General features: G+C 61.0%; 17 protein-coding genes. 10 read left to right on the top strand and 7 right to left on the bottom strand.

Annotated features, from left to right (window positions below; genetic code table 11):
• Nucleotides 1-10: 10 nt before the first annotated feature.
• A complete protein-coding gene (locus tag WH91_RS07375) occupies nucleotides 11-535 on the top strand; it encodes a heme-binding beta-barrel domain-containing protein (protein ID WP_046170350.1) in 525 nt (174 codons plus the stop codon).
• Between the two features lie 209 nt (nucleotides 536-744).
• Here the strand turns inward: WH91_RS07375 and WH91_RS07370 are convergent, their stop codons facing one another.
• Nucleotides 745-2025 carry a Gfo/Idh/MocA family oxidoreductase gene (locus tag WH91_RS07370; protein ID WP_046170349.1) on the bottom strand — a complete coding sequence of 427 codons (1281 nt, stop codon included), beginning with the start codon at nucleotides 2023-2025 and terminating at the stop codon, nucleotides 745-747.
• Between the two features lie 228 nt (nucleotides 2026-2253).
• Between WH91_RS07370 and WH91_RS24190 the strand changes: the two genes are divergently transcribed.
• Together WH91_RS24190 and WH91_RS07360 are read left to right on the top strand one after the other, a co-directional pair.
• Nucleotides 2254-2919, top strand: a complete 666-nt coding sequence (locus WH91_RS24190; RefSeq protein ID WP_158409533.1) for a GntR family transcriptional regulator — start codon at nucleotides 2254-2256, stop codon at nucleotides 2917-2919.
• A gap of 115 nt (nucleotides 2920-3034) precedes the next feature.
• Nucleotides 3035-4009: an aldo/keto reductase gene (locus WH91_RS07360; protein WP_046170348.1), complete on the top strand. Its 975-nt coding sequence runs from the start codon at nucleotides 3035-3037 to the stop codon at nucleotides 4007-4009.
• Between the two features lie 97 nt (nucleotides 4010-4106).
• Here WH91_RS07360 and WH91_RS07355 read toward each other — a convergent pair whose 3' ends face one another.
• Entirely contained in the window at nucleotides 4107-4382 is a 276-nt protein-coding gene (locus WH91_RS07355; RefSeq protein ID WP_199533505.1) for a BrnA antitoxin family protein, read from the bottom strand.
• Nucleotides 4379-4621 (bottom strand): BrnT family toxin, encoded by a 243-nt coding sequence (locus WH91_RS26075; protein ID WP_199533504.1) that lies wholly within the window; start codon nucleotides 4619-4621, stop codon nucleotides 4379-4381. The genes WH91_RS07355 and WH91_RS26075 overlap by 4 nt, the downstream gene beginning before the upstream one ends.
• Before the next feature lie 220 nt (nucleotides 4622-4841).
• On the opposite strand from WH91_RS26075, the gene WH91_RS07345 reads away from it, so the two are divergent.
• The 4 genes from WH91_RS07345 (at nucleotide 4842) to WH91_RS07330 (ending at nucleotide 10864) form a co-directional block, all read left to right on the top strand.
• Nucleotides 4842-7757: an insulinase family protein gene (locus WH91_RS07345; protein ID WP_046170346.1), complete on the top strand. Its 2916-nt coding sequence runs from the start codon at nucleotides 4842-4844 to the stop codon at nucleotides 7755-7757.
• 222 nt (nucleotides 7758-7979) lie between these two features.
• Complete coding sequence (locus tag WH91_RS07340) at nucleotides 7980-8987, top strand: ligase-associated DNA damage response exonuclease (protein ID WP_046170345.1); 1008 nt, start codon at nucleotides 7980-7982, stop codon at nucleotides 8985-8987.
• Nucleotides 8984-10561, top strand: coding sequence for a cisplatin damage response ATP-dependent DNA ligase (locus WH91_RS07335; RefSeq protein ID WP_046170344.1), 1578 nt, complete (start codon nucleotides 8984-8986; stop codon nucleotides 10559-10561). The genes WH91_RS07340 and WH91_RS07335 overlap by 4 nt, the downstream gene beginning before the upstream one ends.
• A gap of 9 nt (nucleotides 10562-10570) precedes the next feature.
• The gene (locus tag WH91_RS07330; protein WP_046170343.1) at nucleotides 10571-10864 is read left to right on the top strand and encodes a UvrB/UvrC motif-containing protein; all 294 of its coding nucleotides are present in this window, start codon (nucleotides 10571-10573) and stop codon (nucleotides 10862-10864) included.
• On the opposite strand, the gene WH91_RS07325 is transcribed toward WH91_RS07330, so the two are convergent.
• From WH91_RS07325 to WH91_RS07310, 4 genes are read right to left on the bottom strand one after another with little or no spacing between them, the layout of a single operon-like run.
• On the bottom strand, nucleotides 10861-11127 hold the full coding sequence (locus WH91_RS07325) for a Txe/YoeB family addiction module toxin (protein WP_046170342.1): 267 nt from the start codon (nucleotides 11125-11127) through the stop codon (nucleotides 10861-10863). The genes WH91_RS07330 and WH91_RS07325 overlap by 4 nt on opposite strands.
• Entirely contained in the window at nucleotides 11120-11374 is a 255-nt protein-coding gene (locus tag WH91_RS07320; RefSeq protein WP_046170341.1) for a type II toxin-antitoxin system Phd/YefM family antitoxin, read from the bottom strand. The genes WH91_RS07325 and WH91_RS07320 overlap by 8 nt, the downstream gene beginning before the upstream one ends.
• Nucleotides 11375-11431: 57 nt before the next feature.
• A complete protein-coding gene (locus WH91_RS07315; protein ID WP_046170340.1) occupies nucleotides 11432-11818 on the bottom strand; it encodes a MerR family DNA-binding protein in 387 nt (128 codons plus the stop codon).
• Nucleotides 11815-13527 carry a long-chain-fatty-acid--CoA ligase gene (locus tag WH91_RS07310; protein ID WP_046170339.1) on the bottom strand — a complete coding sequence of 571 codons (1713 nt, stop codon included), beginning with the start codon at nucleotides 13525-13527 and terminating at the stop codon, nucleotides 11815-11817. Before WH91_RS07310 ends, WH91_RS07315 begins: the two co-directional genes overlap by 4 nt.
• A gap of 487 nt (nucleotides 13528-14014) precedes the next feature.
• Between WH91_RS07310 and WH91_RS07305 the strand changes: the two genes are divergently transcribed.
• Genes WH91_RS07305 through WH91_RS07295 form a run of 3 tightly spaced genes read left to right on the top strand, consistent with a single transcriptional unit; the run spans nucleotide 14015 to nucleotide 18886 of the window.
• Nucleotides 14015-16477 (top strand): acyl-CoA dehydrogenase, encoded by a 2463-nt coding sequence (locus WH91_RS07305; protein ID WP_143078115.1) that lies wholly within the window; start codon nucleotides 14015-14017, stop codon nucleotides 16475-16477.
• Between the two features lie 24 nt (nucleotides 16478-16501).
• A complete protein-coding gene (locus WH91_RS07300; RefSeq protein WP_143078116.1) occupies nucleotides 16502-16915 on the top strand; it encodes a hypothetical protein in 414 nt (137 codons plus the stop codon).
• Between the two features lie 9 nt (nucleotides 16916-16924).
• Nucleotides 16925-18886 (top strand): 3-hydroxyacyl-CoA dehydrogenase NAD-binding domain-containing protein, encoded by a 1962-nt coding sequence (locus WH91_RS07295; RefSeq protein WP_046170337.1) that lies wholly within the window; start codon nucleotides 16925-16927, stop codon nucleotides 18884-18886.

Genomic DNA, 18886 nt, shown 5'->3' with positions numbered 1-18886 from the left:
GCACTTTCTCATGACCATGCGTTCCGAATTTATCGCGATGACTGTGGCTTTGCCGATGATGGCACTGCTTCCGATCAGCGTTCCGGCTGCTGAAGCCGACCTTGCCTTGCTGGGGTCCTACGTCGGCAGCTGGCGGGGCGAAGGGGCATTGGTCGGTGGCGACAAGCCCGAGCCGTTCCGTTGCCGCTTGACTGTCGCCAAGGGCAACCAGGGCAAGATCAATTATTCGGGCCGCTGCACGCTGGTCAGCGCCACGCTGTCGATCAGCGGCACCATCGCCTATAGCGACACCAACAAGCAGTATGAAGCGGCGATGAGTTCGAACGCCGGCTTTACCGGCATCGCCATTGGCCAGCAGAACCAGGACAAGATCAGCTTTGACCTCAAGGAACGCCAGAAAGACCGCACCGGCAGCGACGTGCGGATCGGTTCGCGGATATTGCTCGAGGATAACAACAGCATCACGGTCGACTTCGAGGTCGAGTTCAACGATTCCGGCAAGGTGCTGACGGCAAGCGTGCCGTTTAGTCAGTAGGGATTTACTACGCGCCGAGCTTATGAAGCCGCTCCTTTGGGGCGGCTTTTTTATGCACGTACTGAGCTTGAAGCCGGTGTTAGCCATCACCCCACCCTCATTCCCTCCCCATTCAGGGGAGGGAGGCGCCAGCTCTAATGCCCATGTTCATCGCCTCCCTCCCCCTTGTGGGGAGGGAATGAGGGTGGGGGTAGTTTGGCCCTAGAATTCTAGAACTTCACCAGCGTCTTCACATCTACCGGGAGCCCAGTCGCGAACGACTGGTTGGCTGCAATGCCGGTCAGGATCGATAGGGCGCCGTCGCGATGGTTGGCGCCATAGCCCGGTTTGGGGGTGGCGGTGCCGAAGATTTCGTCGAGCATGATCTTGTCGCCGCCGCCATGGCCGCCTTCGCCCGCCATGACCGGGACGACGCGCGGTTCGCCATGCAGCGGGAAATGATAGAGATCGATGCCCTTGGCAGCGCCCTCGGCGGTCGAGGTCGAACCTGCGTTGATGTAGGACGTCTCGCGGACCATCAGCTCAAGGCGTCCGCCGGTGCCATTGATGGCGACGTTGAAGCCTTCCCAAGGCGCGTAGGCATGCAATGAATAGGTCATCACCGCCTTGTTCCGGTAGCGGACCATGACATTCATCGTGTCTTCGATGGAGATGCCGTCGCCGAAGACGTTCTGGTCGCGCTGGTAGCCATCTTCCTTTTCGGCGTCCCAATAGAGGCCCTTCTGGACCGGATTGTCGGTCAGGCTGATGGCGAAGCGGTCGTCCTTGGCAGCTTCAACGCCGGTGGTGCGCGTATAGGGCGTGAAGACGCCGCGTTCCTCGGCATTGGCGCGGCCGTAGAATTTCAGGTCGCCCATGGCAAAAACCGTATCCGGCTGCGAGCCGAGCCAGAAGTTGACCAGGTCGAAATGATGCGTCGATTTGTGGACCATGAGGCCGCCGCTATTGCGCTTGTCGCGGTGCCAGCGGCGGAAGTAGTCGGCACCATGCCTTGTATCGAGCAGCCACTCGAAATGCACCGAGGTGGGAGTGCCGATGGCGCCTTCGGCGATCAGCTCGCGCAGGGCGGAATTGTGCGGTGCATAGCGGTAATTGAACGTGACGCGGACCGAACGTCCGGTGCGCTCGACGGCGTCGAGGATTTCCTGGCACTTTTCGGGATCGGTGGTCATCGGCTTTTCGGTGATGACGTCGCAACCGGCCTCGAGCGCGGCAATGATATAGTGATGATGCGTGCGGTCGATGGAGGTGACGATGACCGTGTCGGGCTTGTGCTCGGCAATCATGGTCGCAAACTCGGCGGCCTTGTAGGTCGGCAGCGCCTGGCCGGAGAATTCCTGCTGGATCACCCGATTGGTATAATCCATGCGCACCTGATTGGTGTCACACAGCGCAACGAGCCTTGATTGTTCTCGATGCGGGCCCAGGATCGCTTCATAGAACATGCGGGCACGACCGCCGGTGCCCACGAGCGCGTAGGTCTTGGCCATTCGATATTCTCCGGTCTTAGTAAAACTCAGGTGCTGCGATGTTTCATCCCGGCACGTGACGAGCGTCTACCATACAAGATAGAAAAGGGGTACTGCTTCTTTGGCGATGGCGGTGACGATTGTGACGGGTCCGGGCCAGTTTTCTGTGGAAGCTTGCAAACAGTGGGCGCATTGGCGCCCGTATCGGGCACAAGGTCGGAAAGGGAAACAGCAAAAGTGGCCGCCAGCGTGTCCGACATCCAAGAGGAAACCATGGCGCTGCGCGTCGTCGGCGCGTTGCGCGACGATATCGTGACCATGGCGCTGCGGCCCGGCGACGTAATTTCCGAGAGCGATATCGCCGGCCGCTACGGCGTGTCGCGGCAGCCGGTGCGCGAGGCTTTCATCCGGCTGGCGCAGCAGGGCCTTTTGCTGATCCGCCCCAAGCGGGCGACGGTGGTCAAAAAAATCTCGCCGGAAGGCGTGCGGCAGAGCCGGTTTATCCGTGAGTCGATCGAGGTCGAAATCATTCGCCGGCTGGCCGGGCATCCGAGCGCCGACGCAGGCACGGTGCTGGGTGAGCTGATTGCCGAGCAGGAGGCTGCATCCAATGCCAATGACAGCCGGCGTTTCCATACGCTGGACGAGCTGTTTCACCGTACCCTGGCGCGGCTGATCGGCGTGGAATATGCGTGGCAGCTGATCGACGACCACAAGATGCAGCTCGACCGGGTGCGCTACCTGACGCTGGGATCGTCATCGTCGAAACTGGCGATCAGCGAGCACAGAACCATTGTCGCCGCCGTGACCGCAGGCGACGTGGCGGGGGCTGAAGTCGCGATGCGGGCTCATCTGGCGCGAGCGGAGGTGCTGCTGAGCCAGACCATCGCCGCGCATCCGGACTATTTCGAATAGGGCAGTGTGGCTTTACCGCCGACGTGGCCCGCGGCTGTGGATCGAGTGACGATCCAATCCATTATAGTTGTGCGCCTTTGGCTGGGGCCGGCGCCATGGGCAAAGGACAAAACTGATGAAAACGCGTCGATTGGGCAAGACAGGTTATGACGTCAGCGAAATCGGGCTAGGCTGCTGGCAGCTTGGCGGCGATTTTGGGCCGGTGGGCGACGACACGGCTAGCGCCATTCTCGATGCGGCCAGTGATGCCGGCGTGACGTTTTGGGACACGGCGGACGTTTATGGCGGTGGGTTGAGCGAGAGCCGGATCGGCGCGCATGCCAAGGCGGCGGGTGTCTTTGTGGCTACCAAGCTGGGACGCTCGGGCACGCTGTTTCCGGACCACTATTCGCTCGATGGTATTCGCGCCAGCCTGCAGGGGTCGGCCGATCGTCTCGGCGTGGCAACGCTCGACCTGGCGCAGTTGCATTGCGTTCCGACGGATGTGTTGCGCGATGGGCAGATTTTTGGCTGGATGGATACGCTCAAGGCCGAAGGGCTGGTGCGGCACTGGGGCGCCAGTATCGAGACCATCGAGGAAGGGCTGATCTGCCTCGAACAGGAGGGCTGCGCGACGCTGCAGATCATCTTTAACCTGTTCCGCCAGGATGCGGCCAAGGAGCTGTTGCCCAAGGCAGCGGAGCGCGATGTTGGTATTATCGTGCGGCTGCCGCTGGCGAGCGGGCTGCTCAGCGGCAAGTATGACAAGTCGACGCGGTTCGATGCGACCGATCACCGCAACTACAATGCCGACGGCAAGGCATTTTCGGTGGGCGAGACGTTTTCGGGCATTCCGTTCGAGCGTGGCGTCGAGCTGGTGGGCGAGTTGCGTGGGCTGGCGCCGGAAGCGTTGCCGATGAGCCAGTTTGCACTGCGCTGGATCTTGGACCATCCGCAGGTGAGCACCATCATTGCCGGCGTCAGCAAGCCGGAGCAGCTGGCCGACAATGTTGCGGCGAGCGAGCAGAAAAGCCTGTTTCCGGCGCTGATGGGCAAGCTTGGCGAATGGTATGAGAAGGAAGTGAAGTCCGAGATCAGGGGCGGGGTCTGACTTAACCACCCTACGGGCTCGGGTGAGAGGAGAAGCCCCCTCATCCGTCCTCCGGGCACCTTCTCCGTCAAGGGGAGAAGGTGGAAAAGCACAGGTGTCAGCGGCCTTGGTGGGCTTTGACGTAGGCTTTCAGCACGTCCTGCATGCGGGTGATGTGGCCTTTGCCCTGGCCCTTGAAGTAGTCGAACACTTCGGGGTCGAGCTTTAGGTGGACGGAGGTCGGGCTCTGCGGTTCGACAAGCACGGCGTTCGCCCAGAATTGGTCGCCGAGTTCGGGACCTTCGGGGGCGTTGGGATTATGGTGGATTTCGCCAGCATCCTTCATGCGGCGAAGTTCAGCCAGCGACACGCGTTTGATATTTTCTTCGGTCATGGCGACCTCCTTCTCAAGCAGAAATGAGCCCTAATTATTCCACTTCGCTCAGTATGAATGACCACATAGCAAACGTCATCGACCATTCCGATCGACTTATGTCGAACCTCGCCATAGTCATGGCGCCGATCCTCAGTGCTAATCGTCCGGCGCTCAAAAATCAGGGCTGCGACAAAGACATCAACATCGTGTTTATTGAAATTGGCATGTCGTTTTGCTTCGTCCCACTCGAATTCCAACTTGAGAGACTCCTTGGGCAGTGAATACTAAATTTCGCATCTCTGATCCTTCCAGGTCTCTCCGAAGCGAGTTTCGGCTCGCGCCAGGTCGTGTGGTTAGCACTGCCGATGATGTACACAAAAAATGTACACTCGTCAACCTCTCGCGACGCCCCTAGCGCTTCTCTGCGGCCATCCCTACGTTGTGCTCCAACAACAAGAACACGCTTCGAGAGATTCCATGTCCTATCACGCTGCCTTCGAACTGATCCGTGACGAGCAAATCGCGGAGGTGAATTCGCAGGCGCAATTGTTCCGGCACAAAAAGACGGGCGCCGAGGTGCTGAGCCTGGTCAATGACGACGAGAACAAGGTGTTCGGCATCACCTTCAAGACGCCGCCGGAGGATTCGACCGGCATTGCGCATATTCTCGAGCATTCGGTGCTGTGCGGATCGCGCAAATATCCGGTCAAGAAGCCCTTCGTCGAGCTGATCAAGGGATCCCTCAACACCTTCCTCAATGCCATGACGTTTCCGGACAAGACCGCCTATCCGGTGGCCAGCCTGAACCTCAAGGATTTTTACAACCTGGTCGATGTGTATCTCGACGCGGTGTTTTTCCCGCTGATCACCGAGGATACGTTCCGGCAAGAAGGCTGGCACTACGAGCTTGAGGATACGGCGAGCCCGCTGGTCTACAAGGGCGTAGTGTTCAACGAAATGAAGGGTGTGTTCTCGTCGCCCGACGCGGTGATGCGCGATATTTCGCAGCGGTCGCTGTATCCCGACGTGACCTATGGCAAGAGTTCGGGTGGCGATCCGAAGGCCATTCCAGAGCTGAGCTATGCGCAGTTCAAGGGCTTCCACACCAAGTTCTATCACCCGTCCAATACGCGAGCGTTCTTTTCCGGCGATGACGATGCTGGCGAGCGACTGGCTATTCTCGATGCGTATTTCAGCCAGTTCGAGCGGGCGCCGGTCGACGCCGAGGTCAAGTTGCAGCCGCGGTTCAATGCGCCGCGCTCGATCGTCGCGACCTATGCCGGCACCAAGGACGAGGGCAAGGCGCGCGACGGAATGGTCGCGGTCAACTGGATGATCGATCCGCCGGCGGACCGGACTGAATCATTGAGCCATGGCATGCTGAGCTACCTGCTGGCAGGCAATCCGGCGGCACCATTGCGCAAGGCGCTGACCGAGTCAGGCCTCGGTGAAGGCATGACGGGCGGCGGCATTGGCTCGGGCTTGCGTCAGCCAATGGCAAGCTTTGGCATGAAGGGGATTGACCCGGCCGACGCCGAGAAGGTCGAGGCATTGATCCTCAGCGAACTGGCCAAGATTGCCGAGACGGGGTTTGCGGCGGACCAGCTTGAAGCGGCAGCCAATACGTTCGAGTTTTCGCTGCGCGAGAACAATACCGGCTCCTACCCGCGCGGCATGGTCTACATGTTCAACGCGCTGGGGACCTGGCTGCATGACGGCGATCCGCTGGCAGCGCTGCATTTCGAAGATGCGCTGACGGCGCTCAAGGACAAGGCCGGCAAGGGCCATTTCGAGAGCGAAATCCGCCGGCTGTTCATCGACAATATGCACCGTACAACGGTGACGCTGAGCGCCGACGCCGGGCAGGGCAAGCGCGAGTCGGACAAGGAAGCCGAGATTTTGGCGGGCGTGCGCGCCGGGCTGGACGACAAGGCACTGCAGGCGACGGTCGTGGCGACTGAAAAGCTCAAGGCGCTGCAGGAAGAGGTCGATGACCCGGCTTTGCTGGCGAGAATCCCGACGCTGACGCTGGCTGATTTGCCCAAGGAATCGCGGGCCATTCCGATCGATATCGGCAAGTTGGGCGATGCGCGGCTGTTTTATCACGACCTGCCGACGCTGGGAATCCTTTACCTCGATTTCGGCTTTGACCTGCATGTGCTGGACAAAGAGCTGTTGCCCTATCTGCCGCTGTTCGGGCGGGCACTGCTGCAGACCGGCACCAGCAAGGAAGATTTCGTTAGCCTGACGCAACGCATCGGGCGCTCGACGGGCGGCATCCAGCAGCACCGTGCACTGTCGGCGCGGCAGGGGAGCGATGGCAGTGCGGCGTGGTTCTTCCTGTCGGGCAAGGCGGTGCCGGACAAGATCGAGGAAATGCTCGCCATAATGGGCGATGTGCTGCTCGACGCGCGGCTGGATAATCGCGAACGTTTCAAACAGATGGCGCTCGAGGAAAAGGCGGGCTTCGAAGCGCGGCTGGTGCCATCAGGCAATTCCATCGTCGATACGCGGCTGAAATCAGGCCTCACCGAAGCGAGCTGGATTGCCGAGCAGATCGGTGGGGTGAGCTATCTGCAGTTCATCCGCGACCTGGTGAAGCGGGTGGATAGCGATTGGGACGGCGTTCAGGCCGCCTTGGTGCGGATTCGCGACACGCTGTTTAATCGCGGCCGCATGGTGGTCAATGTGACTGCCGATGGCGCGCTGTGGAGCCAGGCCAAGGGCGAGATCGAGATCGAGAGCTTCCTCGGGCGGTTCCCGAATGGCGATTTCGCGTTTGCGGATTGGGCGATTGACTATGCACCGAAGTCCGAAGGGCTGATTATTCCGGCGCAGGTGAACTATGTCGGCAAGGGCGCCAACCTGCGGGCATTGGGGTTCGAGCTGACCGGTGCGTCTAGCGTGGTGCTGAAGTTCCTCAATACGACGTACCTGTGGGACAAGGTGCGCGTGCAGGGCGGGGCCTATGGTGGGTCGAGCCGGTTCGACCTGACGAGCGGGAATTTCTCGTTCCTGAGCTATCGCGATCCGAACCTGTTGAAGACGCTGGATGCCTATGACGGGGCGAGCAAGGCGCTGAATGCCGGGATCGGCGACAACGACCTGACACGCTCGATCATCGGGGTGATCGGCGATGTGGATGGCTATGAGTTTCCCGATGCAAAGGGCTATTCGTCGATGTGGCGGCAGCTGACCGGGACTACGGACGCGATACGGCAGCAGCGGCGGGATGAAATCCTCGCGACCACTGTTGCGGATTTCAAGCGCATGGCGGACGCGGTGGATGCCGTGGCGCGGCATGGACATGTGGTGGTGCTGGGCGGCGAGGCGGCGATCACCGCGGCCAACGAACAGCGGCCAGGGTTGTTGGCGGTCACGAAGGTGATGTGAGGACTATTCTTCTCCCCATCGGGGAGAAGGTGGCGCGCAGCGCCGGATGAGGGGGATTCTTTCCGCCGGATCAGACTGTCGGATTCCCCCTCACCGTCTCGGCTGCGCCGAGCCACCTCTCCCCAATGGGGAGAGGAATAGAAAGTAGGGTCTGCTGACATCGCTTGGCACTGCGGGTGGATACTGATGAACCACTGACAAGCAAGCGCGTTACAGTCGCCCATGGCCACACAAGTTCTCGACCGCAACCTGCATATCCGCGCTATCGACGCCTATATCGATCCGAGCGTGCCGCGGGAGCGGGCGATCATTACGCATGGGCATGCGGATCATGCGCGGTCTGGGCATGGGTCGGTGCTGGCGACGCCGGACACTATCGCGATCATGAAGGTTCGCTATGGCGAGGATTGCGCCGGGCGGTTCGAGGCGCTGGATTTCGGCGTGCCACTGAAGATCGACGATGTGACGATCACGTTTTTTCCGGCTGGCCATGTGCTGGGATCGGCGCAGGTGCTGGTCGAGAGCCAGGGCCAGCGCGTGGTGGTAACGGGTGACTACAAGCGGCTGCCGGACCGGACCTCGCAGCCCTATGAACTGGTAAAATGCGACCTGCTGGTGACCGAGGCGACGTTCGGGCTGCCAGTATTCCAGCACCCCCATCCCAAGCTTGAGATCGCGCGGCTGCTGAAATCGGTGGCGGATCAGCCGGAACGGAGCCATCTGGTTGGGTCTTATGCCCTGGGCAAGGCACAGCGGGTGATCGGACTGTTGCGCGATGCGGGGTGGGATGCGCCGATCTATCTGCATGGCGCGATGATCCGGCTGTGCGAGCTATATGAGGAACTGGGAGTGCCGCTGGGTGATCTGCGGCCGGCCACCGGAACGGTGAAGGCCGAGATGGCGGGGCAGATCGTGATTGCGCCGCCGTCGGCCATTCGCGATCGCTGGAGCCGGCGGTTTCCCGATCCGGTGGTGTGCCAGGCCTCGGGCTGGATGAGCGTCAAGCAGCGGGCGCGGCAGGCGCTGGTCGAATTGCCTCTGGTGATTTCGGACCATTGCGACTGGAGCGAATTGCAGCAGACTATCCATGAAACCGAGGCAAAGAGCGTTTGGGTGACGCATGGTCGGGAGGATGCTCTGGTATACTGGTGCCGGACGCAGGGGCTGCAGGCCGAGCCGCTGAATATCCAGAGCTTTGAGGACGACGGCGGGGAGGGGGCGGAAGAATGAAGCGGTTTGCCCAATTGCTGGAACTGCTGGCGCTGACCCCGTCGCGGACGCGCAAGCTGGCGGCGCTGACGCAGTATTTCCGCGAAATACCGGACCCAGATCGCGGCTTTGCGCTAGCGGTGCTCACGGGCGCGCTGACGTTTCGCAATGTGAAGCCGGCGCTGCTCAAGGATATCGTGCTGCGCGAGGTGGACCCGACGCTGTTTGCGATGAGCTATGATTATGTGGGCGACCTGGGCGAGACCATTGCGCTGATCTGGCCGCATCATGGTCAACAGAGCGACCTGCCGTCGCTGACGGATTTGATCGAGCTGTTCAATATGACGTCGAAAGCCGAACTGCCAAAGCTGATCGCGGCGCTGCTGACGCAGGCGGGGATCAACGAGCGCTGGGCGGTGGTGAAGCTGGCGACGGGTGCGCTGCGCATAGGGGTTTCGGCGCGGCTGGCCAAGACGGCGCTGGCCGACATGAGCGGCAAGGATTTGCAGGAGATCGAGGAGGTTTGGCACGGCTTGAAGGTGCCGTATCTCGATCTGTTTGCGTGGCTGGATGGCAAGGCGGAGCGGCCGCATGTGGACCAGTCGGCGCGATTTCATCCGCTGATGCTGAGCAATCCCATCGACGAGGAAAAGGATCTGGGGCGGTTCGATCCGAAGGATTTTTCGGCGGAGTGGAAGTGGGACGGGATTCGCGTGCAGCTGGTGCTGGGGGATGGGACGGTGTCGCTGTTTTCGCGGACTGGCGACGATATCGCCAACGCGTTTCCCGACATTGTCGAGAATGCGCAGGGCGTGGCGGTGCTGGATGGCGAATTGCTGGTGGGTAAGGATTTCGAGCCGGGTTCGTTCAATGACCTGCAGCAACGGTTGAACAAGAAGGTCGCCAGCGCCAAGCATCTTAAGGACAGCCCGGCGTTCATCCGGGTCTACGACATTTTGTTTGACGGGCGCGAGGATGTGCGGACGCTGGAATGGACCGAGCGGCGCCGGCGGCTGGAGGCTTGGCTGAAGGCCAATCCGCAGACGCGGCTGGATATTTCCGAGGTGCTGCCGTTTGCCGATTGGGATGATCTGGCGGCGCAGCGCCGGCAGGGGGCGGACGAGCATGGGCATGAAGGTGTCATGATCAAGCTGCGAGGCTCGCCCTATGTGCCGGGGCGGCCCAAAGGCTATTGGTTCAAGTGGAAGCGCGATCCCAATGTGGTGGATGCGGTGCTGATGTATGCGCAGCGTGGGCATGGAAAGAGATCTAGTTTTTATTCCGATTATACGTTTGGCGTGTGGAAGGGGAATGAGATCGTGCCGATCGGCAAGGCGTATTTCGGGTTTACCGACGAAGAACTCAAGCTGCTCGACAAATGGATCCGCGCCAATACGCTGCAGGCTTTCGGGCCGGTGCGCGAGGTGAAAAAGGAACTGGTTTTCGAGGTGGCGTTCGACTCGGCGCAGGAGAGTACGCGACACAAGTCGGGCGTGGCGCTGCGGTTTCCGCGCATTAGCCGGATAAGATGGGACAAGCCGGCCAGCGAAGCGGCGACGCTGGCGGATATGGCTGTGTTTGTGGCGGCCAGTTAGGAGACTATGATGTCATCGCGATCCAATCACGAGCGCCTGCTGGCGCTGGGCAAAGAGATGCAGGCAGCGGCCGAAGATATGGATTTTGAGAAGGCCACGGCGTTGCGCAACGAGATCGCGCGGCTCAAGGGCGAGGCGCCCGTAGCGCCCGGCGATGCGGATACCGTAACGGTCAGCCAGCCGCCGCCGGGGGCGATGGGATTGGGGACGCAGGTGCCCGTGCGCCAGCCGCCCAAGGGCTGGGTGAAGCCGAAGAAGCCGGATTTGATGACGAAGAATGTGAAGCCGCGGGGCGGGCGTTAAGTCTTGCGATAGTGAAAGCGACACTGGATGATCTCCAGGCTATCGTCTTTCATACGATAGACGAGGCGATGTTCATCGTCGATGCGTCTCGACCAAAAGCCCGAATACTCCCCAAGCAATGGCTCGGGTTTGCCAATGCCGTCGTGCGGCGCGCGAAGGCAGGCATTGATAAGATCGTTGAGCTTGTTGAAGCGGCGCTTATCGGTCTCGTACCAGAAGAGATAATGCTTCCACGCGCGCTCCGTGAAAACCAGTTTACTCAATTAGCTTTCGCTCCACGCCTTTTCCGGCCTCCAACTCAGCGATGGAGTCGCGAAGCTCTTGAGCGTTAGCGGGCGTGCTCATGAGATAGAGAGTTTCCTTCCAGGATTCGTATTCCTTCAGGGACACCACAACGACTGCTTCTTTGCCACCTGTGCGGGTGACAATAAGGGGCTCGTGGTCTTCCACAACGGCTTCGACGTCCGTTGCGATGTTTTTGCGGAAATCAGAAATGGACTTGGCGCGCATACTTAGCTCCTCGACAATCCAGGTACGCCCTTACGTACAAAAAATCAATGCGAATAGCTAACCAGCTTTATCCAACCGGTCATCGGCCAGCTTCTTGATCTCTTTTAGCTCCGAGATGGTGGTCTGCAGGTCTTCCAGCTGGGTTTCGAGCGATGCCAGGCGTTCATCGACTTTGCCGATCAGCAGGCTGACTTGCTGGGTGCGGTTGGCGTCGTAGAGGCTTAGGTAGTCGGAGATGTCGCGGAGGGAGAAGCCGAGGCGTTTGCCGCGGAGGATGAGGATGAGCCGGGCGCGGTCGCGGCGGCGAAACACTCGTGTGGCGCCGACGCGCTCGGGCGCCAGCAGGCCCTTGGCTTCGTAGAAGCGGATGGCGCGGGTGGAGATGCCGAATTCCCGTGCGAGGTCGGCGATGGCGAACAGGTCGCGATTGTCCTGCGGGGTCACTTCTTGGCTCTTGTTTGCGCGTATTCCGTGCGCAGTTCCTTTTTGGACAGCTTGCCGATCAGAGTCTTGGGCAGGGCGTCCTTGAAGATGATTTGCTTGGGCATTTCGATCTTGTTGAGGCGGTCGGCGAGGAAGTGCTTGAGGGCGTCCTCGGTGACGGTTTCACCGTCGCGGAGCTTGACGTAAGCGACGGGCGCTTCACCGCGATAGGCGTCGGGCACGCCGATGACATTGGTTTCCTCGACGGCGTCATGGGTCATCAGCGCTTCCTCGATGATGCGCGGATAGACGTTGAAGCCCGAGCAGATGATGAGATCCTTGATGCGATCGACGAGGAAAACATAGCCGTCCTCATCCATGTGGCCGACGTCGCCGGTGCGCAACCAGCCGTCGGTGAAAGCCTCGGCTGTGGCCTCGTCATTATCGAAATAGCCGGGCATGACCTGTGGCCCCTTGACCTGCAGTTCGCCGTCTTCGCCGATGCCGACCAGCTTGCCGCTATCGACGCCGACAAAGCGGATGTCGGTGCCGGGGAGCGGCAGGCCGATGGACATGGGCTTGCTGGGCTTGCGCAGGGCGGCGCAGCAAACGACGGGCGAGGCTTCGGTGAGGCCGTAGCCTTCGGCAAGCAGGGCCTTGGATTTTTTGGCGAAGGCGGCGCGGACTTCGTCGGGCAGGGCGGCGCCGCCGGAAATGCAGACCTCAAGGCTCGCCAGTTGCTCGGGGGTGACGTTTTCGGCGCGGGCAATGGCGTTGAGCAGGGTGGGCACGGCGGGCAGCACATTGGCCTTGGTGCGGGCCAACAGGTTGAGCAGCGCCTTAAGCTCGAAGCGCGGCAGCATGACGACGCGGGTGCCGTTGCTGAGCGGCACGTTCATGCAGACCGTCATGGCGAAGATGTGGAAGAACGGCAGCACGGCGACCACAGTGGAGCGGGGGAGGAAGAGACCGTCGCCCCACGCGTTGATCTGGCTCATATTGGCCGAGATATTGGCGTGGGTGAGCAGGGCGCCCTTAGGAATTCCGGTGGTGCCGCCGGTATATTGCTGGACGGCGATGTCCTTTTTGGCGTCGATGACGACCGCATCAGGCGTGTCATGACGCGCGATCATGTCTTCGAACTTGGTGACCCGGTCGCGGATCGGCGAGGCGCCGAGCCTGGTCAGGTCCTTGCGCTTGGCGACCGAGTACAGGACTTTCTTGAGCAGCGGCAGGGCGTCGGGGAAGTGGCAGAGCACGACGGATTTGATGTGGCCGGCCTGCACCAGCTTTTCGGCCTTCTCGTAAATCTGGGCCAGATCGAGCGTGATCATCACATCGGCGCCGGCATTGGAGGTGATGTGGGCAAGCTCGTGAACGGTGTAGAGCGGATTGCAATTGACCACGATGCCGCCGGCCCGCAGCACGCCATAATAGGCGATGGGATAGAAGGGCGTATTGGGCAGCATGATCGCAACGCGGCTGCCCTTTTTGACGCCGAACTGGCGCTGCAGGGCGCCGGCGAAGGCGGTGATCTTTTTGGCCAGATCGCCGAAGCTGGTGGTGTGGCCGAGGAAATCGAGCGCAGTCGCGGACGGATTTTTGGCGCAGGCGGCGAGCACTTGCTCATGCACCGGCCGGGTGTCGATATGGGTGTCCCACCTGATGCCCTCGGGATAGCTGGCGATCCAGGGGCGAAGCGGGGCGGCGGTGTCGATCATCGTGGCCATGGGTTCCTCCGGGTGCCGGGTTTCGGCTGTCGGGCTTGCGCCCTGTGTTCGGAGGAATATTCCACGGCTTGACGTTAGCGTCAAACGGCTGCCCGAGATCTTGAAGTTTTTGGGTGTGGTGGGTGGATGAATTTCAAGTCGACACCCTCCCCCTTGAGGGGAGGGTCAGGGAGGGGGTTCTGCGCTATCGACAAGCGTGGGTTAAGCGGATGGTCCTCCACCCCCTCCCTGCTCGATTACGGACTTAGCGGAGGGCTAAGTCCTATCTCGCTATCCCTCCTCTCAAGGGGGAGGGTAAAGGCGAACCTAAACGACATCAGGTTGACGTATACGTAAACCTTGCTAAACTCGCCTTCAACAATGGGGACTGCCCGCGCTATGATCCCGACGCGGCGGACCCAATGACGGCCGAACGATTCGGCGACTGGCCTGACGTTCTGGGATCAAGTTGCTTGCCCCCGGCGAGCAACGCCAAGGAGGGCACGCCGTGACATTCCTGCTTCTAGCCATCAGCCTCGTCGTCTTTGCCACGCTGGCGATGCGGGAAAGCCCGCTTTGGCATTGGGGCGCGGCGACGCTGGCAATCGGGCTGCTGTCCGGCATCGATTTCCCGGAGCGCGGCATCAGCTATGGGCTGGGCGCCGGAAGCTGGACGATCCTGGTTATCGCGGCCATCATGCTGGTGCTGAGCGTAGCAGTCATCCGCAAGGTGGTGTTGCTCACGCCGATCTATGGCGCCGTCAAATCCATATTGCCCAAGGTGAGCCGCACCGAGCAGGAAGCGCTCGACGCCGGGACCGTGGGCTGGGATGCCGAGCTGTTTTCGGGGCGCCCCGACTGGAGCAAGCTGACCTCGATCCGGCCTTTGACGCTGACGGCCGAGGAGCAAGCGTTTCTCGACAACCAGACCAACGTCGCCTGTTCGATGATCGACGACTGGGACATTCGCAACAATCGCGCCGACCTGTCGCCGGAGCTTTGGCAGTATTTCAAGGACGAAGGTTTCCTTGGCATGCTGATCGGCAAGGAGCATGGCGGGCTTGGTTTTTCGGCGCAGGCGCAGTCGATGATCGTCTCCAAGATCGCCAGCCGCTCGGTGGCGGCTGGGATCACGGTGATGGTGCCCAATTCGCTCGGGCCGGGCGAATTGCTGGAAAAATACGGCACGCATGAGCAGAAAGAAAAGTATCTCGGCCGGCTGGCCAAGGGCCTTGAAGTGCCATGCTTTGCACTGACCGGCGTGCATTCGGGCTCGGATGCCGGCGGCATGCGCGATATCGGCGTGGTAACCAAGGGCACGTATCAGGGCAAGGACGTGCTGGGGGTCAAGCTCAGCTTTGACAAGCGCTATATCACGCTGGCGCCGATTGCGACGCTGGTCGGTCTGGCCTTCATCCTCAAGGATCCGGACAACCTGCTGGGTCGTGGCACCGATATCGGCATCACGCTGGCGCTGGTGCCGCATGACCATCCGGGCATGGAAATTGGCCGTAGGCATTTTCCGGCGCGACAGGCTTTCATGAATGGTCCGGTGCGCGGCAAGGACGTGTTCGTGCCGATGGAGTTCCTGATCGGCGGCACGGATTACGTCGGGCAGGGGTGGCGGATGTTGATGGAGTGTCTCTCTACCGGGCGGGCGATTTCTCTGCCGGCTATCGGCTCGATTTCGATCAAGCAGACGCTGCGCACCACGTCGGCCTATGCGCGGGTGCGGCGGCAGTTCGGTATTCCGGTCGGCATCATGGAAGGCGTGGCGGAGCCGCTCGGCGAGATGGTCAAGCGCGCCTATACATTCGAGGCGGCGCGGCGGCTGACGGCGTCGATGGTCGATGAAGGGCAGCGCCCGGCGGTGATTGCCGGCCTGCTAAAATACACCGCGACCGAAGCGATGCGCGACAGCATGGACGATGCCTTCGACATACATGGTGGGCGCGCCATCCAGGACGGCCCGGGCAACTACCTGTTCGGCGCCTATATGGCCTTGCCCGTGGCGATCACCGTCGAGGGCGCCAATATTTTGACGCGGACGCTGATGACTTTTGCCCAGGGCGTGCTGCGGGCGCATCCATTCCTGCTTAAGGAAGTGCAGGCGGCGCAGAACAAGGATCGCAAGCAGGGGCTCCACCAGTTCGACGTGGCTTTCGGCGGGCATGCCAAGTTCATGCTGCGCAATATCGTGGCGAGCTTCCTGCATGGTGTGAGCAATGGCGCTTTTGCCTCGACGCCGAACCATGGGGCGATGGCGCATTGGTATCGCCGGTTGCACCGGTATTCGCAGGCTTTTGCATTGACCGCCGACTGGACCACGGTGGTGCTGGGCGGGGCGCTCAAGAGCAAGCAGAAGATAAGTGGCCGCATGGCCGATATCCTGGGCGACCTCTACATGATGTCGGCGACGCTGCGCCGCTTCGAGGACGAGGGGCAGATCGCCGAGGACAAGGAACTGGTCGAAGCTATCATGGCCGACCGGGTTGCGGCGATGGAAGCAACTTTTGACGAGGTGTTTGCCAACTTCCCCAATCCTATTTTTGCGGTGGCGATGCGGGTGCTGTGCTTCCCGCTCGGGCGGCATGCCAAGCCGGCCAGCGACAGCGTGAACTATCGTTTCGTGCGCTCGGTGCTGCGGCCCGGTGCGTTCCGCGACCGGCTGACGACGGGGACCTATGTGTCGTTCGATCCCGATGACGTGACGGGCGTGCTGGAAGACGCGTTGATCAAGGTGACCGAGGCCGAGGAAATCGAGGCACGGTTCATCAAGGCCTCGCGCAAGGGCGTCATCGAGCGCCGGCTGGATCGCGATGCGATCGACGATGCGGTGGCGGCGGGCGTGCTGAACGACAATGAGGCCGGGATCATGCGGGCGGCCGATGAGGCGACCGAGCGCGTTGTGAAGGTGGATGACTTCGCGCCGGATGAGCTGGCAGCGGAGCATAAGGCGGCGGCTGAATAGATGTTGCGCTTGCGGCGCCTTCTCATGCTGTTTCCCTTGGTAGGGATCTGTGGATGCAATCAGAAGCTCGATGACGGAAATCCGAGGGCATCATTCGTAACTGTTATGCTTGATGAAATGCAGAGGAAGCACATCGTTGACTCCGTTGAATTGGATGAAAGCGATGTCAAAGACGAGTGGCCAATCTCGATAGACACGCTGTTGGACGAGCTCCGACAAGATGGTTTTGCGCCGAACGAAAATAGTCCGGTGTCAATGGAGAAGTATCTGGCCAAGGATTGTGCGTCGGTGAGCACCCAGAGCGACCGAGACATCTTCTGGAGCATGAACAACCGTTTCGACACCAGCCGGCTAACCTACAGCGTAGGAATTCGGGTGGACGCGAGCTGTGAGTTTGAAGGGCTTTGGATCGCGATACATCCAGAAGACCCGATTTGAGGAGCAAAAATGATCCAACCGCAGATGCCTGAGACCAGGAATTGGAGCTTCCACCGCGACGTGGAGAATCTGGGGTGGCTCACCATCAATACTCCCGGCGCTCCGGTCAATACGCTGAGCCGCGAGGCGATCACGGAGCTGGAGACGCTCGTCTCTCGGTTTGAAGAGCTGGCGGCGAGCGATGAACTGGCTGGCGTGATCCTGCTATCGGGTAAGGATAGCGGGTTTATCGCGGGCGCGGATGTGTCCGAGTTCGATGCGATGAGCGACTTTTCGGTGCTGCCGGAGGCGCTGCGGCGCACGCATGCGCTGTTTGCGCGGATCGAAAAACTGAAAATCCCGGTGGTGGCTGGTATCCATGGCTTCTGCCTCGGCGGCGGGCTGGAACTGGCGCTGGCCTGCCACTATCGCGTGGCAGTCAATGACGACAAGACGCGGATTGGTTTTCCCGAAGTGGGCTTGGGGATTTTCCCGGGCTTTGGCGGCACCGGGCGGTCGATCCGCCAGGCCGGGCCGGTCGATGCGATGCAGATCATGCTGACCGGCAAGATGCTGCGGGCTGGTGCTGCGCGCGGGCTGAACCTTGTCGACAAACTGGTGCGGCATCGCGATATGCTCCGCTGGGAAGCGCGCAAGGCGGTGCTGCAAAAGCGGAAATCCACCGAGGCCGGTTTTTTCAAGCGCATCATGGCGATGGGGCCGTTGCGCGGCTATGTCGCCGGCAAGATGAAGGAACAGGCCGGCAAGAAGGCACGGCCGGAACATTATCCGGCGCCGTTTGCGCTGATCGAGCTGTTCGAAAAACACGGCAATGACTGGCGGGCGATGATTGCCGGCGAGGTGGATGCCTTCGTGCCACTGATGAGCAGCACAACGGCGACCAACCTGCGCCGGGTGTTCTTTGCTTCTGAAGCACTGAAGAAGCAGGGAACCAAGGGCGTCAAGTTTGCGCGGGTGCATGTGATCGGGGCCGGCGTGATGGGTGGCGATATTGCTGCCTGGTGCGCGTTGCGCGGCATGAGCGTGACGCTGCAGGATCTCGATATGGAGCGCATCACGCCGGCGCTGGATCGGGGCAAGAAGCTATTCAAGAAGAGGCTACGCAAGAAGTACGAGATCGACGCGGCTGTGCTGCGGCTCGAGGCCGATCCGACCGGCAAGGGAGTGTCGCGGGCCGATGTGATCATCGAGGCTGTGGTGGAAAAGCTCGAGGTCAAGCAGGCGATCTTTGGAGGGCTCGAAGACAAGCTCAAGCCGGGGGCGATTCTTGCGACCAATACGTCGTCCATCGAATTGGAGCGCATTGCGGAAAAGCTGAAGCAGCCGGAGCGGCTGATCGGACTGCATTTCTTCAACCCGGTAGCGCAGTTGCCGCTGGTTGAGGTGATCCGATCGACCTTCAACACCGATGCGGAAATCGGCAAGGGAGCAGCGTTTGCCCTGGCCATCGGCAAGTCGCCGGTGGTGGTCAAGTCGGCGCCGGGGTTTTTGGTGAACCGGGTGCTGATGCCCTACATGCTCGGCGCGGTCGAACGTGTGGAGCGGGGCGAAAGCAAGGAATTGCTCGACGCAGCGGCGGTGGCCTTCGGCATGCCGATGGGGCCGATCGAGCTGATGGATACGGTGGGGCTGGACGTCGGCAAGTCAGTGGCGACCGAGCTTGGGCATGGCGTGCCGGATGGCTCGCAGTTCGACCAACTGGTGAAAGCTGGCAAGCTGGGCCGCAAGACTGGCGAAGGCTTTTACAAATGGGTCGAAGGCAAGGCGCAGAAGGGCGAGGTCCCGGCGCATTCCGACTTGGCCGCGTTGGGGCGTGAATTGGTAAAGCCGCTGGTTGATATGACCGAGGTGGTGCTGGCCGAAGGCGTCGTCGCCAATGATGGCCTCGCCGATATCGGCGTGATCATGGGAACCGGCTTCGCTCCGTTCCTCGGCGGGCCGCTCAAGGCAAGAAAAGACGGGAAGGCGTAA

This window comes from Devosia psychrophila (assembly GCF_000971275.1).
In the GTDB taxonomy this organism is placed as follows: Bacteria; Pseudomonadota; Alphaproteobacteria; order Rhizobiales; family Devosiaceae; genus Devosia; species Devosia psychrophila.
This window is presented reverse-complemented; position numbering and strand designations above follow the sequence as displayed.

Bases quoted from the DNA above. Each gene is read 5' to 3' on its own strand.
- WH91_RS07295 (WP_046170337.1), top strand. From the start codon at position 16,925: ATGATCCAACCGCAGATGCCTGAGACCAGGAATTGGAGCTTCCACCGC.
- WH91_RS07345 (WP_046170346.1), top strand. From the start codon at position 4,842: ATGTCCTATCACGCTGCCTTCGAACTGATCCGTGACGAGCAAATCGCG.
- WH91_RS07360 (WP_046170348.1), top strand. From the start codon at position 3,035: ATGAAAACGCGTCGATTGGGCAAGACAGGTTATGACGTCAGCGAAATC.
- WH91_RS07330 (WP_046170343.1), top strand. From the start codon at position 10,571: ATGTCATCGCGATCCAATCACGAGCGCCTGCTGGCGCTGGGCAAAGAG.
- WH91_RS07335 (WP_046170344.1), top strand. From the start codon at position 8,984: ATGAAGCGGTTTGCCCAATTGCTGGAACTGCTGGCGCTGACCCCGTCG.
- WH91_RS07310 (WP_046170339.1), bottom strand. From the start codon at position 13,527: ATGGCCACGATGATCGACACCGCCGCCCCGCTTCGCCCCTGGATCGCC.
- WH91_RS07375 (WP_046170350.1), top strand. From the start codon at position 11: ATGACCATGCGTTCCGAATTTATCGCGATGACTGTGGCTTTGCCGATG.
- WH91_RS07355 (WP_199533505.1), bottom strand. From the start codon at position 4,382: ATGACCGAAGAAAATATCAAACGCGTGTCGCTGGCTGAACTTCGCCGC.
- WH91_RS07370 (WP_046170349.1), bottom strand. From the start codon at position 2,025: ATGGCCAAGACCTACGCGCTCGTGGGCACCGGCGGTCGTGCCCGCATG.
- WH91_RS07300 (WP_143078116.1), top strand. From the start codon at position 16,502: ATGCTGTTTCCCTTGGTAGGGATCTGTGGATGCAATCAGAAGCTCGAT.
- WH91_RS07340 (WP_046170345.1), top strand. From the start codon at position 7,980: ATGGCCACACAAGTTCTCGACCGCAACCTGCATATCCGCGCTATCGAC.
- WH91_RS07320 (WP_046170341.1), bottom strand. From the start codon at position 11,374: ATGCGCGCCAAGTCCATTTCTGATTTCCGCAAAAACATCGCAACGGAC.